This is a genomic window from Mycobacterium sp. MS1601 (assembly GCF_001984215.1).
In the GTDB taxonomy this organism is placed as follows: Bacteria; Actinomycetota; Actinomycetes; order Mycobacteriales; family Mycobacteriaceae; genus Mycobacterium.
Genome location: NZ_CP019420.1, coordinates 4730743 through 4746813 on the forward strand (window position 1 = coordinate 4730743; position 16071 = coordinate 4746813).

Sequence of the window (16071 nt, forward strand, 5' to 3'; positions counted from 1 at the left end):
TTGGCATCTTGGTGGACCCTGGGCAAGCTCGAGTCATGGAATTCGATTGTGTGATCATCGGAGGCGGGGCCGCGGGCCTCAGCGCCGCGCTGGTTCTCGGGCGGGCCCGCCGGCGGGTGTTGGTGCTGGATGCCGGCCAGCAGAGCAACCGTGCAGCGCACGGCATCGGCGGACTGCTCGGGTTCGACGGTCGGCCGCCCGCCGAGTTGTATGCCGCCGGTCGTGCGGAGTTGGCGGCCTATCCCTCGGTGCAGGTCCGTGACGGTACCGTGGCGGACGCGGTGGCCGTCGACGGCGGATTTGTGGTTTACCCGGCCGGCGGTGTCGAAGTCAGCACCCGCACCGTGCTGCTGGCCACCGGAATGGACTACCGGCCGGTGGAACTCGCCGGCGCCGCGGAACTCTGGGGCGACTCGGTCTTCCACTGCCCGTTCTGCCACGGCTGGGAGGTGCGTGACCGGCCATTGGCGGTGTGCGCGAACGGTGACCGTGCCGTGCATGCGTCCCTGCTGTTGCGCGGTTGGAGTGATGACGTGCTGTTGCTCACCAATGGGCCTGCCGAACTCGACGCGGCTCAGCGGGAGTTGCTGTCGGCAGCAAAGGTTTCCGTGGACGACAGAGTCATCGCTTCACTGGACGGGGCGGACGGTCGTTTGGCGGCGGTGGTGTTCACCGATGGTGACCGGCTGCCGCGCGAAGGGATGCTGGTGGCCGCGACGCTGCATCAGCGCTCACCCCTGGCCCAGCGGCTCGGTGTGGAGTTCGCCGATCCCGGCCCGGTGGTGATGGACGCGGTGAAGACCGATCCGTTCTGCCGCACCAGTGTGCCCGGCGTTTTCGCTGCCGGAGACGTGAGCGCCCAGATGCCGCAGGTGGCCGCCGCGGTGGCTGCCGGATCGATGGCCGGCGCAGCGATCATGCAGACCTTGATGTCCGAGGACGTCGGACTTCCGATTCCCCAACAGAGGAGCTGAACCATGAACAGCAGTGAGACGCAGGAAATGTGGAACACCATGTACCTGGAATCCCCGCGGCGCTGGAGCGGCACGCCCAACGTGCGGTTCGCCGAGTTGGTGGCGTCGCTGCCGCCCGGGCGCGCACTGGATCTGGGTTGCGGAGAGGGGGGTGATGCCAAGTGGCTGGCCTCCAAGGGGTGGCAGGTGACGGCCGTCGACATCTCCGACGAGGCCCTGCGGCGGGCGGCCGAGGATGCTGGAGAGTTGGCCTCGCGCATAGACTTTCAGCACCATGATCTGACCCAGACGTTCCCGGCAGGGCAGTTCGACCTGGTATCTGCGCAATTTCTGCACTCACCCGTCGAATGGGACCGCTATGCCCTGCTGCGCCGTGCCTCGGCGGCCGTCGCACCGGGTGGCACCTTCCTGGTGGTCGATCACGGTGCCGCACCACCGTGGTCGGCGCACAAGCACCAGGGCCTGCTTCTCCCGTCACCGCAAGAAGTGTTGGACGGACTGGCGCTCGACGAGTCGGATTGGGACGTGCTGCGTGTCGAGGAGGTGATGCGTGATGCCACCGGCCCCGACGGGCAGCGCGCCGAGATTCCCGACAATGTGATCGTGGCACGACGCAAGGGCTGAAACATCTTGTGCCACTTGGTCATCTGGTGTCACAGGGTGGGGTTTTGTGTCGGTGGGTCGAACTACTGTTCGAGTTATGGGTGGATCGGTGGTGCAGGACAGGGAGGCGATGCTGGCTGACCTGACGCTGATCGAAGAAGCGACAGCGCGGATGAACCGGTATTCGATTGACGGGTTCACCCATAGGGAATTGTTGGAGCTCCAGCAACGCCGCGAAACCGTGGCCCGTCAGCAGCCGGTGCTCGATCACACGGTCTATCAACGCCTCACAACGCAATGCACCCCGAAACAACTCGGTGCCACAAGCTTCACCAAGTGTTGGCCGTCTCTCGGAGTGATGACCACGGGGTAGTTGATCGTCATTGAGGGTGCCGATGTGAGGCCCCGGCTTGCTGCGGAGTTGCTGGTGTTGGTGTGCACCGTCAGGGTGAAGACGTCTTGATGGGTCGCGCGGCACCCCGCTGAAGTCTTGGCGGGCTCGCAGGGTGCCGCGCTGTAGTGCACGGAGGCACTCATGGTGACGGTAGAGGCTGATCTTGTTCACGTCGAATCGCGGCTTTCCGCCGGCCAGATCGGCTGCCCGTCCTGTCCTGACGGAGTGCTCGGTGGGTGGGGTTTCGCCCGCGTTCGCCGCGTCCATGGTGTCACCGGCCCGGTGCGTCCACGACGGGGGCGTTGCCGCTCCTGTCTGGTCACCCACGTGCTGCTACCGGTGATGACACTGCTGCGCAGAGGATATGCCGCACAGACCATTTGGAATGTCCTGGTTCTGCGCAGCCATGGCTGGGGGCATCGCCGCATCGCAGCCAACCTGGAGTTGCCGAGGAGCACGGTGCGGGGGTGGTTGCGCCGACTGGCTGGGCGGGTGGAGCCGATCCGATCGTGGTTTCTCCGGGTCGCGGTCCGCACCGGAATCGACGTGGCGATCCCTGACGGGTCTGGCTGCGGTTGGCGTGACCTCGTGACCGCCGTCGCCGCAGCCGCTGCGGCGATCGGTGCGCGGTTCGGCCCGGCTGGGGTGCTGGGCGTGGTGACGCCGCCGCTGGTGATGGTGGCGGTCAGCGGCGGCCGGCTGTTGGCGCCGGACTGGTCTCCGGCATGACGTGGGGTGCACGCAACACCAGTTGCCCCTGACGCCGAGCGGCGTGATCGGCGATTCTCGCCGAAGGCACCTGCCCGGCACTGGTTTCGGGCCGGGCCGTCAACACCTGTGAGGAGAACGTGGCGGTGTCGTTGGAAGACCACAAACGTCGGGAACGAGCCCAAGCGATCGGGTTGTTTCGGTATCAGCTGATCTGCCCTGCGCTGGAGGAAGGGCTGTCGACCAAGCAGCGCGGGAAACTGGTTCGTGAGATCGCCGAGCGCCGGCATATCGATCCGTTCGGCACCCAGGTGCAGATCGCACGACCGACTCTGGACCGCTGGATCCGCCGCTACCGCGCCGGCGGATTCGAAGCCCTGGTCCCGGAGCCGCGGCGGCTGGGCACCCGCACCGACACCGCGGTGCTGGAGCTGGCGGTCTCGCTGAAACGAGAAAACCCCTCGCGCACCGTGGCCCAGGTAGCCCGGATCTTGCGCACCGCGACGGGGTGGGCACCCTCGGAGTCGACGCTGCTGCGCCACTTTCACCGGTGTGAGGTGATGGGCCCGACCGCCGGACACGCAGTCGAGGTGTTCGGTCGCTTCGAAGCTGCTGACCCAGGCGAGCTCTGGGTCGGTGATGCGCTGCACGGCCCGCGGGTCGGGGACCGCAAAACCTACCTCTTCGCGTTCCTCGACGACCATTCTCGGGTGGTGGTCGGGCACCGGTTCGGGTTCGCCGAAGACACCGTACGTCTGGCCGCCGCCCTGAAACCGGCATTGGCCGCCCGCGGCGTCCCCGCGTCGATCTATGTGGATAATGGGTCGGCGTTCGTGGATGCCTGGCTGCTACGGGCGTGCGCGAAACTCGGTATCCGACTGGTCCATTCGACACCCGGGCGCCCGCAAGGCCGCGGCAAAATCGAACGGTTCTTCCGCACCGTGCGCGAACAGTTCCTCGTCGAGGTCACCGACACCACCGCCGAAGACTTGACCGCCGCCGGGGTCGACCACCGTGCGGCGTTGTTGGAGCTCAACCGGCTGTTCATGGCGTGGGTCGAAACCGAATACCACCGCCGCACCCACTCCGAAACCGGGCAAGCCCCGCTGACCCGGTGGGAGGACGGCTGGAATCGCCTCGGCGGGCCACCGGCCCTGCCGACCGCCGCGGATCTGACCGAAGCCTTCCTATGGTCGGAGTTCCGGGTGGTCACCAAGACCGCCACCGTCTCGCTGCACTCCAACACCTACCGAGTCGACCCCGCCCTGGCCGGACGCAAGGTCGAGCTGGTCTTCAGTCCCTTCGATTTAGAAACGATCGAGGTCCGCTACCGGGAGCAGAGTTTCGGCGCCGCTATCGCACACACCATCACCCGCCACGCCCACCCGAAAGCCCGACCCGAAACCCGCAACGATCCACCGCCGGCGACCACGGGGATCGACTACCTGGCGTTGACCGCCGCCGCCCACCACGACCAGCTGCGCCACGATGAACGCATCGGCTACCACGCCCTCTACGGCACCGACACCAACCAGATCCCTGGTCAACTGTCGATCACCGACCTCGGATCCGACAACGCCCCTCGTGACGATGAGGTGTCGGCATGAGTATCGAACGGCTGCAATCACATTGGGGTTTCACCCGGATGCCGTTCGGACGCAACCTGGCGCCGTCGATGCTGCACCGCCACCCCGGCCACAGTGAAGCGATCGCCCGCATCGGCTGGTGTGTCAACCAATGCGCCATCGGGGTCATCACCGGCGAAGTCGGCGCCGGCAAAACCGTGGCCATCCGCGCCGCCGCCACCGCACTGGACCCGGCCCGGCACGTCATCATCTACCTGGCCAACCCCACCATCGGAGTGCGCGGCATGCTCACCCACATCGTGGCCGCCCTCGGGCACACCCCGGTGTTCCACACCGCCCGCCTCGCTCCTCAGGCCGCCGACGCCCTGGCCGCTGAACATGCCGAACGGGGCCGCAACCCGGTGCTGGTCGTTGATGAGGCGCACCTGCTCGACAACCATCAACTCGAAGCAATCCGACTTCTGACCAACCACGACATGGATTCCGGGTCACCATTTGCGGTGGTGCTGGTCGGTCAGCCCACCCTGCGGCACCGGCTGCGCCTCGGGGTGCTGGCCGCCCTGGATCAACGCATCGCGGTCCGCTACACCCTGCCCGGGATGACCGCAGCGGACACTGCTGACTACATCAGCCATCACACCAAGATCGCCGGCCGCTCCGATGTCCTGTTCGCCGACGACGCCGTCACCTTGATCCACAACGCCTCCCGCGGACATCCCCGCGCGGTCAACAACCTCGCCCTGCACGCCTTGACGGCGGCGTTCGCGGCCGGGCATTCCATCGTTGGGGAGAAGGCAGCCCGCATCGCGATCAGCGAAACAGCCTCGGACTAAACGAGACTCCCACCAGCCCGACCACCACTGCATCACCTCGACGACGATCCCGTCACCGAGACCACCACGGCCTCGCTCACCACACCGAGCGGGGCCGTTCTCATCACTGCATCATCATCACCATCGGTGACGCCGCCATGGTCACCGTCAATGACGCGCAACAACCAAGGTGCTGGCCGCCCGGTTGCGGATCAGCGACGCCGACGCCTACCGCCGCCTGACGAACGCGGAGTTGTTGGGTCCGCGGCAGTCTCTGACCGGGGAAGCCTTGGCGCCGGCGTGGCCCACGGCCAAGCCCACGGAGTGATCAGCACCGACCACATCACCACCATGACGTCGTTTTTTCGGAAACTCCCAGCGTTTGTTGATGCCCAGACCCGGGAGTCCGCCGAAGCTGAACTAGCCACACACGCGTCCGCGTTGACCGTCGACGAGTTCGTCACAGCCGCTGACCGGTTGGCGTATCTGTTGAATCAGGACGGCGAATTCTGCGATGAGGATCGGGTGGCGCGGGCGTATCTGCGGCGCGGCACACAACGCCCGGATGGGTTGATTCCGATCGACGGACTGCTCACCCCACACGCCTGGGCGCTGCTGGAACCGATCCTGGAATGACACCCCCTGTGTATCGGGAACGCCGAGTGAGGAGCAGAAACGCGCCGACACCCGCACCCACGGCCAACGCACCCACGATGCCCTGATGTGGATGTACCGCATCGATTAGATCGAGCAAGAGCCCTGCCGGGCACTGACACCGTCCGTCACTCCTGGCCAGGTGCGGTGGGTCCAGCCGTCGTCGCCGATGCGCCGGCGGTCAGCTCATTCGCATTTCACGCGCGCCAACCAGTACCTTGAGTGAGCGAACGAGTTGGCCGGGCGGCCGCGGAAGACCGACCGGTCCTGCACAGGGGGAGGAGGGACGGCCGGCGATTCGAGGAAAGTCCGGACTTCACAGAGCAGGGTGATTGCTAACGGCAATCCGAGGTGACTCGCGGGACAGTGCCACAGAAAACAGACCGCCAGTACTGGTAAGGGTGAAACGGTGCGGTAAGAGCGCACCAGCATCCCGGGTGACCGGGATGGCTTGGCAAACCCCACCCGAAGCAAGGCCAAGAAGATCGCGTGGGGGCGCGATTGCGCAGACGCCTGAGGGCTGCTCGCCCGAGTCTGCGGGTAGGCCGCTTGAGGTACCCGGCGACGGTGTACCCAGATGGATGGTCGCCACTGAACCCTCGCGGTTCAGTACAGAATCCGGCTTACAGGCCAGCTCGTTCGCCCCTCAGCAGTCTGAGCGCGATTCGACGAACTTGGCCACACAGTTGTCGGGCGGTGACGATTCGAGCCACCAACCAAAGGATTCGCATAGAAATGCCACGGCCGACGAGTTCGGCTCGATTGGCTTCGTAGCGAACAGGATCACTATTCGCCCCAGTTAGCCCAGAAGGAACAGTTGGATCGCAGAAGTCTCATGGTGCAAGCGGTAAATGTCGGTCCACGTGTGGTCGCACCTTGGGGTCGTCCAGCTGGATAGGCGGCTGCCGAACCGTAGAGCGGTTGGTGCCAGCGTTGTCATCCGTTCGTATCAAATTCGCGTTGATTTCGTTTGTTGACTGCGGGGGAACGCGCAGTGAATGTCAAATTGCGGCACTCTTAGTCTGGCCTTAGGCTCACGTGCCACGAGCTGGACGCGCTCTGGCAGGAGGGAAACGTCTGCTGCAATGGATTGGCTGGGTTTCATTCTGGTCGGCCTTGGGGTCCTTTCGACGCTGTTAGGCCTCCTCATTGGCGCTAGGGACACCTTCCGAAAGCTCAACACGGGTTCGTCTCAGGCTGCACTGCCTGAGAAGTTTCTCGATGTCCTCCTGAAACTGCTAGATGCCCCTCCAGCGAAGTTCTTCTGCGTTTTTGGACTGATCCTCATCGTGTTGGGTTTAGTTCTACTCGGAGTTGACGTTGTCGGTAGCAAAGAAGCGAGCGCACAAGCCGGAAGCATGGCGACCGCATCACAGTCGGCCGGTTCCCTTTTGCCTAGGCAATCATGAGAGATGCTGCTGGCATCGCCGGCATGCTTGGAGCCATTCTCTTGCCTCACCCCCAAGACCTCGTCGAAGCCGCCGAGTCGGGCGTCGACAAACTAGTACGCGAGTGCTTGGGGGAAGCTTACTGTCAAGCAAAGGACTCGGCTGAGAGCTCCTTCTGGTCGGACGTCGAGCATCTGCAGAAAACCCTCTTGCCATCCGGCTACGAGCATCTTCTTGAGTCGGCTATCGGTGCTGTTGCAACGGGAGTGACCACGGTTGGCGTCAGGGGGCCGAAGGGAGACTCGGTCGGCGTCGGCTTCGAGGACATCAAGTCACCGTCCGCACACGGGTTGATGGAAGTGCTCGAGAATGAGTTTGGAAGCGACATATCGTTTTACGAGACCGGGCGTATCACGGCACAAGCCTCCGTCCAGCAGGTGTATGACCCTGTAGTGCCTGGCTGCGCGATATCTTCAGTGAAGGATTCCTTCGGGACGCTCGGTGCGATCGTCTGGGGCCAGCACCTGGGGTCAGCCGTCATTTCGAACTCGCATGTACTCAACCGCACACAAGGTGGTGTCGTTTGGCAGCCGGAGTTCCGAGGTTCTGGCGCTCGGCGTATCGGGAAGGTCTACCAGGCAGTCTCACCAGCGGTTGATGAGATAAATACGTTTGACGGCGCAATAGCCGAACTAGCAGAGGACGTGACATATAACCCAAGACCTGAGGGTTTCGCATTCGGGCCGCTACGGAACAGTCGTGTGGCACCGGGGACCCGATGCGCCAAGCTTGGCGCCAGTACGGGCTTGACCTTCGGCGTGGTCGATCAGTTCGAGACCCGGATAGCGGCTTGGTACGGCAAGAAGCTCATGCACTTCGCCCGGCAGTACCAGATCAAGTCCTCCGGTGAGGGCTTGTTCAGCACTTATGGCGACAGTGGCTCCATCGTTGCTACAACAGATATGTGGCAACCGTTTGGCCTGTTGTTTGCCGGAAACCGGGAATACTCTTGGGCGAGTCCGTTAGAAGCTGCGCTCGTCTCATTTGACGTCGCACTAGCTGGAGATTGACTTGTCGACATATGAGCAGGCTGAACAAGTTCGCGACATGATCGCGGACCGCTTGCTCGATGGTGTCGGCGTTGTGAGTGTCGGCATCAAGAACGATGGATGTGACTACGGAGTTGGCGTGACTGCTACGCATCCGGTTGAGCTTCCATCGCTGCCCCGCGAACTTCAGAATGTCGTGGTGAGCGTCGTCTTGACTGCCGAACCCGCGCATCATTACGGGGCTGCGTCACTGGCGATCGGCAAGGTTCGGCGACTGTGGCGGCGGCTCAGCTAACTCCATATGCAGTCTGTCGCCGCGCTATCGCCATCTGTGATCACGCCATCGCTATCGCCGCCGCTTCTTTCGTCCCGGCGTGACTTGTTTTGAAGCAAACTGCCGGATGACAGAATCCGGCTGACAGGCCAGCTCGTTCGCCCCTCAGAGCTTGCGCACCGCCTTGTGCAGTGAGGCAAGTGCGTCCTCGGCCTGGATGCGCGCCGCCTCGGCGAATTCGTACTCACGCTGATAGAGCAGCCCATAGGTGAAGGTGTCCTCGCCGGCGGCGTGGGCGGCTTCGGCCTGCTGGATCAGGTGCGCCCGGCTGACGTAGCTGTCCTGGTGCTCGCCGAGCAGGGTCTGGATCTCCTTGGCCGCGGCAGCCACCTTGTCAGCGCCCAGGGCCGAGGCGGTGTAGCGCAATCGCTTGGCGCTCTTGCGGATCCGGTGCAGCGCCTCGTCGCGATTCTCGGTCGCCTCGTCGGCGGCTTTGGCGGCCTTGCGCACCCGCTTGTAGGCCGAGTCGATCGTCACCGGTGTCGGTTCCGTGCCCTCGGTCACGATGGGCTCGGAGGTGGCCAGGGCCTCGAGCGCGTCGAGGAGCCGGAAGTAGCGGGTGGTTCGCATGGCCGACAGCGAGCGTCGGTGCCCGGTGGCGTACCGCTTCTGGGCGCCGTCGACAAGGCGCTCGCGTACGGGTCCACGCACCAGTTCGTCGGGCAGATCGCTCAGCGACTTCTCGTACCGCTCGGCCAGTACCTCGGCATCACGTGCCACACCCAGGATCGCGGCCAGCGCCTTGAGCTCTTCGAGCACCCAGCTGTCGTCGGCCAGGCCGAACGACTCCTCGGACTCCTTGAGCAGGCTGCGCAGCTTGCGGGTGGTGACCCGCATCTGGTGTACCGAATCCCAGACATCGGCGCGTACGGCCCGGTCCCACTCCACTAAGTCGGCGACCTGCTGGGCGACGGCGCGGTGCACCGGGTCTTCGGGAATCGGAGCCTTGGCGGGCGCGCTGCCCAGGACCCGCGCCAGCTTCGAGCCGCTGGCGGCCGGTGCGGCGCCGGCATCGAGCAGCCGGTTGCTCAGCCGGCCGAGCAGCGCGGGGTCGGCGTCGGGGGACAGCAGTTCCAGCTCCCATTCCCGCCAGGCCTGCTCGTCGCCGCCGGCGGCCCATGCGCTCACCTGGTCGTCGCAGAACTCCGCCAGGGCCACCCCGTCGGCACCGTAGAGCAGCTGGATGTAGCGGGTGGTGGTGATGCGTGCGACGGGCGCCAGCGGGCGGTCGCGCACAATGGCCAGCACCACGTCCAGCAGGTCAGCTGGAACCGTGTCCTCCCCGGAGTCCAGGGGTAGTCGGACCTCGGTGCGCGTATCGGCGCCCGCGGGCAACTTCAGATGCCATCCCTCGTCGCTGCCACCCGTGCGGCGCCGCAACGTGATCTTGCGGGCGGCCAGATCGTGCCCCGCGGTGTCGTAGTAGACCGCATCCAGTGACTCCGCGGGTGACAACTCCACTCGTGCAACGGCGGACAGTCCGTCGAAGGACGGAGACACCGTCGATTCGGTCACATCGAACTTGCGCTCGATCTCCTTGTGCCGGGTCGGTTTCGCGCTTGGCATGTGCACCTTCGGTCTGGATGGGTCCGAGAATTTGAACAGAGTGCCACATCCAAGTGAACAACGAGCTACACGTCCCGGCGACTACTTTCGGGTGAACTCCCCGGCGGTGTCCCAAGCCCGACGCTCCGCGGCGAAGGCGTCGGCCTGCTGACGTCGGAAGGCGGCAATGGGGTCGGCCTCCGCGTCGAGGAAGCCGAGATATTCCGGCAGCGAGAAGGTGCCGTCGGTGATGTCCACGCGCCCGCGCCCGGCGGCCGTGTCCGCGCGCAGGTCCAGCAGTTCGGCGGCGCTCACCGGATAGAAGCTGATGCGATCGAAGTACCGCAGCAGCCACGGCGTGCCCGGTTCGAAGGATCCCGCGGCGTGCGGGTGACAGTGATTCCACACCTGCGTGGTGCGCCCCACGAACTGGTAACCGCCGGGGCCCTCCATGCCGTAGATGCACATGTAGGCGCCGCCGATGCCCACCGCGTTCTCGGGCGTCCACGTCCTGGCCGGGTTGTACTTGGTGGTTACCAGTCGGTGTCGCGGGTCCAGGGGAGTGGCGACCGGCGCCCCGAGATACACATCGCCCAGACCCAGCACCAGGTACTGGGCGTCGTAGACGATGTCGTGGACCTGTGTCACATCGGTCAGGCCGTTGATTCGCCGGATGAACTCGATGTTCCACGGGCACCACGGCGCATCGGCGCGCACGCCGTGCATGTAGCGCTGAATCGCCTCGTGTGTGGACGGGTCGTCCCAGGACAGGGGTAGGCGTACCTCGCGGCTGGGTACCACGAGTTGGTCGGTGGCGGGCAGGGATTCATCGATGCCGGCCAGCAGATCGGTGAGCTCGCCGATGCTCAACCGGCACGGGTCGAACTGCACCTGCAGTGACCGCACCCCGGGCACCATCTCGGTGATGCCGTCGATTGCGCGTGCGGACAATTCCTCGTAGAGCACGTGCACCCGGGCACGCATCGCCAGATCCAGCAACATCGGCCCGTACTCGACGAGCACACCACCGTCGCCGCTGCGACGCAGGGTGACCGCGGTGCCGTCACGGGTGGTGAAGCGGGACAGCACGCCGTCATCGGCGTCGCCGGCGGCCGAGATCACCGTCGGGAACGACGCGCGTCGTTCGACGTCGAGGGTGTGCAACGACGGTGCGCGATCGGCACGTACAGGGACGAACCGCACGGTGTCGCCGGGCGCCAGTTGACCCAACTTCCAGCGGTCACCGCGAACTACCGTCACCGGGCAGACGAAGCCGCCAAGACTGGGCCCGTCAGGGCCGAGCAGAATCGGTGTGTCGCCGGTGAAGTCCAGTGCGCCAACACAATACGCGTTGTCGTGGATGTTGGACGGGTGCAGGCCTGCTTCGCCGCCGTCGGTGCGGGCCCACTGCGGCTTGGGGCCTTCGAGGCGCACACCGGTGCGATCGGAATTGAAGTGCACGATGTAGTCGGTGCCCAGCAGAGTGTCGATATCGGCGCGGGTGAAGAACTCCGGAGCCCCGTGTGGGCCCTCGGTCACGGCCAGCTCCCACCGGTGCCCGATGCTGGGCTGCTCGTCGATGGCAGCCCTGGCGGCGCGCAGTTCATGCGGACCGGGATCGGCGCCGATGGTCAGGTGGTCCCCGGCGCGCAACGCCCGGCCGTCATGCCCGCCGAATGCGGCCATGGTGAAAGTCGCTGTGCTGTCCAGATACTCGGGTTCGACCAGGCCGCCGGCGAACAGGACGTAGCTACGCATACCGGGTCCGGTGACCGCGCCCACGGTCAGTGTCGCGCCTGCGGGAAGGGACACCGACTGCCATTGCGGCACCGGGGAACCGTCCACGCTGACCGGGACCGCCGCCCCGGTGACGCACACTCGTGCCCCGTCGGGGAAGCGCAGCGTCGGCCCGCCGCGGGTGCACTCCAGGCCCGGCGCGCCCTCGGGGTTGCCGAGCAACCGGTTGCCGATGCGAAACGACAGATCATCCATGGGGCCTGACGGCGGAACCCCGACGTGCCAGTAGCCGACTCGGCCGGGCCAGTCCTGCACCGTGGTCAGCATCCCGGCCTCGACCACGTCGACTTTGGCGGTCATGGCGCGGTGGTCACCATTCGCACCGGAGTCGGGTTGAAGCCATTGCAGGGGTTGTTGATCTGCGGGCAGTTGGACACCAGCACCAGGGTGTCGGTGTCGGCGCGCACCGTCAGCGACTTGCCTGGGGCGGACAGTCCGTCGACGATGCCGAGGGTGCCGTCGGCTTCCACCGGAACGTTCATGAAGAAGTTGATGTTGGGCACGATATCCCGTTTGCCCATACCGTATTTGGCGCCTTCGGCCAAGAAGTTCTCCGCGCACGCGTGCTGGTGCACGGTGTGGTGTCCGTAGCGCAGCGTGTTCGACTCCTTGGAGCAGGCGCCTGCCAGGGTGTCGTGGTTGCCCACCTCGTCGGCGACGATGGTCACCAGCGCGGTGCCGTCGGTGGCGCGCAGTACGGATCCGGTGGTGAGGAAGATGTTGCCCTGGGTGGCGACGGTGGTCTGGCAGCTGTAGCGCTTGCTCGGATCCACCTGGTTGGTGCCGGGGAACACGCCGTAGAACAAGGTGTCGACGGCTTGGTTGCCGTGCAGGTCGATGATCTGCAGATGCTGGCCTGCTCGCAGCACCGTCGACCACGGTGCGCACGCGGCCACGGTTTCGTCGGACACGATTGCCGATGTCAGGGTCATGACAATGCCTCACTGTTGCGGGCCAGAGCCCAGGTGCTCTCGGTGTTGAACAGCGCGCGCAAGTATTCGGGGTCGGAGTTGACCGGTGTGCCGAGTTCGTCGTCGGCGCGCCAGGCGAGTACGTCGAGCGCGGTGGTGTCGGCGCCGGGGTCCAGCGGGTGTGCGGAGTTCACCAGCGCCACCACAACGGGCAGGTGGACAAGAAGGTCCACGTAGGTGCCCGGGCCTGCCGATCCGGTGAACTGCAGGCCACCGTCGGCGCCCGCGCGCACCCCTTGGAAGAACGTGGCCGACGGCGCGACGTCGCGGATGTCCATGCCGTGCTTGAGGGCAGCCAAGAGCATGGAAGCCTGTGCGGCCGGGGTCATTCCGCAGAGCATGTCGTGGTGTCCGGAGGTGTCGGCCACGACGGTGGCCAGTACCCGGCCCTGGTCGGAGAGCAGGGGGTGGCCCACACTCAGATAAGCCTGCCACGGCACCTTCATGGTGTCGGCGACGTTGAGCCGCTCCCAGTTGGCGTCGGCGCGGAAGAGCAACAGGTTGGCGCACGCGTGGCCGTCGGGGTCGGCCAGGCGCAGTCGGCTGCCTCGGCCCAGCACTTTGGTGGTGTACGAGCCGGCGGGCACGCTCTCGGCCCATGTCAGCCGGGTGGGATCCACACCAGCTGGGGTGGCGGGCACGTGCATGGCGCCACCGGCCTGGGACCGGGCATGCGATCGGGCGCCGTCGGTCGACGCGGTGCTCATGGTTCCTCCTGTGACGATTAACTGTCGACTGAAAGTTTTGAGGGCGCTCGTTCCGGGGTCATATCTGCACTGTTACGTTCGCATGACAATTTCTGTCGACTGATAGAAATTACTATAGGCGCAGATGGTCGGGTAGGCGCGGCAACCGGTAATGCGACAATGTGACGCATGCGCACCGACGGCCGAGGGCGTCCGCGCCTGGAGCAGTCCCGGCGCCCGGGAAAGACCGCCCGTGAAGAGATCCTCGACGCGGCCGCTGAGTTGTTCACCACCAACGGATTCTCGAGCACCTCGACGCGGGCCATCGCCGACGCGGTGGGGATGCGGCAGGCCTCGCTGTACCACCACTTCGCCACCAAAGACGACATCCTCGACGCACTGCTGGCGGGCACTGTCGACGCCCCTCTGATCCTGGCCGGTGAGCTGCTGGCCGAGGCATCCCCGGCGGCGCCCCGGCTGCACCTGCTGGTGGTCAGCGACGTCCGCCAACTGTGTGGCAGCCGATGGAATCTGGGCGCGCTGTACCTGCTGCCGGAACTTCGGGTGGACCGCTTCGCCGGATTCCGGGAACGACGGGCCGCCCTGCGCGCGCACTACGGGAAGTTGGCTGTCCAGGTGATACGTGAGTGCGACGGCCCGGTTGACGCCGACGATCTGCCGTTCCGGCTGGTGGAATCGGTGATCAACCGGCGCTCCGACGACAACGAGTGCCCGCCGGATCAGCCGTGGGTGATCGCTGACGGCGCGCTGCGTGCACTGGGCTGGTCGGGAGACTTCACCGTACTCAGACAGGGGACCGCTGACCAGCTGCTCAGCGCACCGGTTAACGTCTCGGCATGACCTCTGCTGCTTTCGACACCCTGCTGTTTGCGCGCACCGGCCCCGTCGCCACCATCACGCTGAACCGGCCGCAGGCCGCCAACGGTATGAACGACGTGCTGACCCGCGAACTGGCCGAGGTGGCAGAGCAGGTGGCGGGCTCCGATGCCAAGGCTGTGGTACTGACCGGCGCGGGCAGGTTCTTCTGTGCCGGAGGCGATCTCAAAGCCATGGCAGCATCACCCGCCGGGCCCGGGGCGTTCGTCAAGGGCATCGCCGATGATCTGCACCGCGCCATCTCGATTTTCGCCCGGATGGACGCCGTGTTGATCACGGCCGTCAACGGCGTGGCCGCGGGAGCCGGGTTCTCCCTGGCGGTGGCGGGCGATCTGGTGCTCACCTCGGAGGCTGCGACGTTCACCATGGCCTACACCAAGGCCGGACTGAGCCCCGACGGCAGCGCCTCCTACTACCTGCCCAGGTTGATCGGCCCGCACCGCACCACCGAACTGATGCTGACCAACCGCACCCTGTCGGCCGCCGAAGCGTTGCAGTGGGGGTTGGTCAACGAAGTGGTTCCCGGAGACGTCGGCGCTCGTGCAACCGAGCTGGCAGCCCAGATAGCCACGGGCGCAGCACAGTCCAGCGCCGCGGTGAAGAAGCTGGTGCTCGCGTCATTCGACAACGACATCGAGTCCCAGATGGCGCTCGAGGCCGACCTGATCTCGGCCAACGCCGACGGAGCCGACGGCCGCGAGGGAATCGACGCGTTCCTGAACAAGCGCGCGCCGAAGTTCGCCTGACGTCCTTCGAGATTCACCTCAGGGCGCAGATTCTCGCGACATCCCACCCTGAAGTCAGTCTCGGGGCAGGGCAGAGGTCAGAAGGAGTGTTCCTCGGCGGGGAACACTCCGCTGGCCACCTCGTCGGCGTACTGCGTTACGGCGCGGCGCAATTCGCCACCCACGTCACCGAAGCGCTTGACGAACTTGGCGGTGCGGCCCGAGGTCATGCCCGCCATGTCCTGCCAAACCAGCACCTGGGCGTCGCAATTGGGGCCTGCGCCGATGCCCACGGTGGGGATGGTGAGCTTGCCGGTGATCTGCGTGGCCAGTTCGGCGGGCACCATCTCCAGCACCACGGCCACCGCACCGGCCTCGGCCACGGCGATGGCGTCGTGGATGGTCTGCTCACCAGCGTCACCGCGGCCCTGCACCTTGAAACCGCCGAGGCCGTTGACGCTCTGCGGGGTGAAGCCGATGTGCGCGATCACCGGGATACCGGCCTGGGTCAGCGTGGCGATCTGCTCGGCCACACGTTCGCCGCCCTCGAGTTTCACCGCGTGGGCACCGGTCTCCTTCAGGAAGCGGGTGGCGGTGGCAAGAGCCTGTTGGGCGCCGGCCTCATAGGAGCCAAACGGCAGGTCCGCGATCACCAGAGCGTGCGGAGCACCCTTGACGACGCCGCGCACCAGGGGGATCAGCTCATCGATCGTGATGGGCACGGTGGTGTCGTATCCGTAGACGACGTTGGCCGCGGAATCACCCACCAGCAGCACCGGAATGCCGGCGTCGTCGAACACCCGTGCCGTGGAGTAGTCGTAAGCGGTGAGCATCGACCATTTGTGGCCTTCGCTCTTCCACTGCTGCAGATGATGCGTGCGTACTTTGACGCGCTTCTTGGTGTCGGAGGCAGCGCCGTAGGCATGCTGCTCTTGGATCCCGCTTGAT

General features: G+C 65.6%; 16 protein-coding genes and 1 other RNA gene. 12 read left to right on the forward strand and 5 right to left on the reverse strand.

The annotated features are described in order from the left end of the window. Positions 1 to 35 precede the first annotated feature (35 nt). The 10 genes from BVC93_RS22830 to BVC93_RS22880 all read left to right on the forward strand — a co-directional run bounded on the left by BVC93_RS22830 (position 36) and on the right by BVC93_RS22880 (position 8463). Entirely contained in the window at positions 36 to 974 is a 939-nt protein-coding gene (locus BVC93_RS22830; protein ID WP_083739450.1) for an NAD(P)/FAD-dependent oxidoreductase, read from the forward strand. Between the two features lie 3 nt (positions 975 to 977). After that, positions 978 to 1598 (forward strand): class I SAM-dependent methyltransferase, encoded by a 621-nt coding sequence (locus BVC93_RS22835; RefSeq protein ID WP_083739451.1) that lies wholly within the window; start codon positions 978 to 980, stop codon positions 1596 to 1598. A gap of 109 nt (positions 1599 to 1707) precedes the next feature. Beyond that, positions 1708 to 1950: a hypothetical protein gene (locus BVC93_RS22840; protein WP_157517040.1), complete on the forward strand. Its 243-nt coding sequence runs from the start codon at positions 1708 to 1710 to the stop codon at positions 1948 to 1950. 162 nt (positions 1951 to 2112) lie between these two features. Then, positions 2113 to 2700, forward strand: a complete 588-nt coding sequence (locus tag BVC93_RS22845; protein WP_083739453.1) for a helix-turn-helix domain-containing protein — start codon at positions 2113 to 2115, stop codon at positions 2698 to 2700. Between the two features lie 125 nt (positions 2701 to 2825). Further along, positions 2826 to 4286: a DDE-type integrase/transposase/recombinase gene (locus BVC93_RS22850; protein ID WP_083741259.1), complete on the forward strand. Its 1461-nt coding sequence runs from the start codon at positions 2826 to 2828 to the stop codon at positions 4284 to 4286. Next, positions 4283 to 5098, forward strand: a complete 816-nt coding sequence (locus BVC93_RS22855; protein ID WP_083739454.1) for an ExeA family protein — start codon at positions 4283 to 4285, stop codon at positions 5096 to 5098. The genes BVC93_RS22850 and BVC93_RS22855 overlap by 4 nt, the downstream gene beginning before the upstream one ends. 279 nt (positions 5099 to 5377) lie before the next feature. Further along, a complete protein-coding gene (locus BVC93_RS22860; protein WP_192860073.1) occupies positions 5378 to 5713 on the forward strand; it encodes a DUF222 domain-containing protein in 336 nt (111 codons plus the stop codon). A gap of 249 nt (positions 5714 to 5962) precedes the next feature. Then, an RNA gene (gene rnpB / locus BVC93_RS22865) (RNase P RNA component class A) lies at positions 5963 to 6373 on the forward strand. A 763-nt stretch (positions 6374 to 7136) separates the two neighbouring features. Further along, a complete protein-coding gene (locus tag BVC93_RS22875) occupies positions 7137 to 8189 on the forward strand; it encodes a hypothetical protein (protein WP_083739457.1) in 1053 nt (350 codons plus the stop codon). A gap of 1 nt (position 8190) precedes the next feature. After that, positions 8191 to 8463: a hypothetical protein gene (locus tag BVC93_RS22880; protein ID WP_192860074.1), complete on the forward strand. Its 273-nt coding sequence runs from the start codon at positions 8191 to 8193 to the stop codon at positions 8461 to 8463. A 144-nt stretch (positions 8464 to 8607) separates the two neighbouring features. Here the strand turns inward: BVC93_RS22880 and BVC93_RS22885 are convergent, their stop codons facing one another. The 4 genes from BVC93_RS22885 to BVC93_RS22900 all read right to left on the reverse strand — a co-directional run bounded on the left by BVC93_RS22885 (position 8608) and on the right by BVC93_RS22900 (position 13522). Continuing rightward, the gene (locus BVC93_RS22885; protein ID WP_083739459.1) at positions 8608 to 10068 is read right to left on the reverse strand and encodes a CYTH and CHAD domain-containing protein; all 1461 of its coding nucleotides are present in this window, start codon (positions 10066 to 10068) and stop codon (positions 8608 to 8610) included. 81 nt (positions 10069 to 10149) lie between these two features. After that, positions 10150 to 12144, reverse strand: coding sequence for a 5-oxoprolinase/urea amidolyase family protein (locus BVC93_RS22890; RefSeq protein ID WP_083739460.1), 1995 nt, complete (start codon positions 12142 to 12144; stop codon positions 10150 to 10152). Continuing rightward, positions 12141 to 12776, reverse strand: coding sequence for an urea amidolyase associated protein UAAP2 (locus BVC93_RS22895; protein WP_083739461.1), 636 nt, complete (start codon positions 12774 to 12776; stop codon positions 12141 to 12143). Before BVC93_RS22895 ends, BVC93_RS22890 begins: the two co-directional genes overlap by 4 nt. Continuing rightward, on the reverse strand, positions 12773 to 13522 hold the full coding sequence (locus BVC93_RS22900) for a DUF1989 domain-containing protein (protein WP_083739462.1): 750 nt from the start codon (positions 13520 to 13522) through the stop codon (positions 12773 to 12775). The genes BVC93_RS22895 and BVC93_RS22900 overlap by 4 nt, the downstream gene beginning before the upstream one ends. A gap of 168 nt (positions 13523 to 13690) precedes the next feature. Between BVC93_RS22900 and BVC93_RS22905 the strand changes: the two genes are divergently transcribed. Both BVC93_RS22905 and BVC93_RS22910 read left to right on the forward strand, forming a co-directional pair. Beyond that, positions 13691 to 14362 carry a TetR/AcrR family transcriptional regulator gene (locus BVC93_RS22905; protein WP_083739463.1) on the forward strand — a complete coding sequence of 224 codons (672 nt, stop codon included), beginning with the start codon at positions 13691 to 13693 and terminating at the stop codon, positions 14360 to 14362. Further along, positions 14359 to 15144 carry an enoyl-CoA hydratase/isomerase family protein gene (locus BVC93_RS22910; RefSeq protein WP_083739464.1) on the forward strand — a complete coding sequence of 262 codons (786 nt, stop codon included), beginning with the start codon at positions 14359 to 14361 and terminating at the stop codon, positions 15142 to 15144. Before BVC93_RS22905 ends, BVC93_RS22910 begins: the two co-directional genes overlap by 4 nt. Before the next feature lie 77 nt (positions 15145 to 15221). Here the strand turns inward: BVC93_RS22910 and panB are convergent, their stop codons facing one another. Continuing rightward, a complete protein-coding gene (gene panB, locus BVC93_RS22915) occupies positions 15222 to 16061 on the reverse strand; it encodes a 3-methyl-2-oxobutanoate hydroxymethyltransferase (protein WP_083741260.1) in 840 nt (279 codons plus the stop codon). Positions 16062 to 16071: the final 10 nt, after the last annotated feature.

Coding starts and splice junctions, on each gene's coding strand:
- BVC93_RS22885 (WP_083739459.1), bottom strand. CDS start 10,068: ATGCCAAGCGCGAAACCGACCCGGCACAAGGAGATCGAGCGCAAGTTC.
- BVC93_RS22855 (WP_083739454.1), top strand. CDS start 4,283: ATGAGTATCGAACGGCTGCAATCACATTGGGGTTTCACCCGGATGCCG.
- BVC93_RS22895 (WP_083739461.1), bottom strand. CDS start 12,776: ATGACCCTGACATCGGCAATCGTGTCCGACGAAACCGTGGCCGCGTGC.
- BVC93_RS22830 (WP_083739450.1), top strand. CDS start 36: ATGGAATTCGATTGTGTGATCATCGGAGGCGGGGCCGCGGGCCTCAGC.
- BVC93_RS22840 (WP_157517040.1), top strand. CDS start 1,708: ATGCTGGCTGACCTGACGCTGATCGAAGAAGCGACAGCGCGGATGAAC.
- BVC93_RS22835 (WP_083739451.1), top strand. CDS start 978: ATGAACAGCAGTGAGACGCAGGAAATGTGGAACACCATGTACCTGGAA.
- BVC93_RS22875 (WP_083739457.1), top strand. CDS start 7,137: ATGAGAGATGCTGCTGGCATCGCCGGCATGCTTGGAGCCATTCTCTTG.
- BVC93_RS22890 (WP_083739460.1), bottom strand. CDS start 12,144: ATGACCGCCAAAGTCGACGTGGTCGAGGCCGGGATGCTGACCACGGTG.
- BVC93_RS22900 (WP_083739462.1), bottom strand. CDS start 13,522: ATGAGCACCGCGTCGACCGACGGCGCCCGATCGCATGCCCGGTCCCAG.
- BVC93_RS22845 (WP_083739453.1), top strand. CDS start 2,113: ATGGTGACGGTAGAGGCTGATCTTGTTCACGTCGAATCGCGGCTTTCC.
- BVC93_RS22910 (WP_083739464.1), top strand. CDS start 14,359: ATGACCTCTGCTGCTTTCGACACCCTGCTGTTTGCGCGCACCGGCCCC.
- BVC93_RS22905 (WP_083739463.1), top strand. CDS start 13,691: ATGCGCACCGACGGCCGAGGGCGTCCGCGCCTGGAGCAGTCCCGGCGC.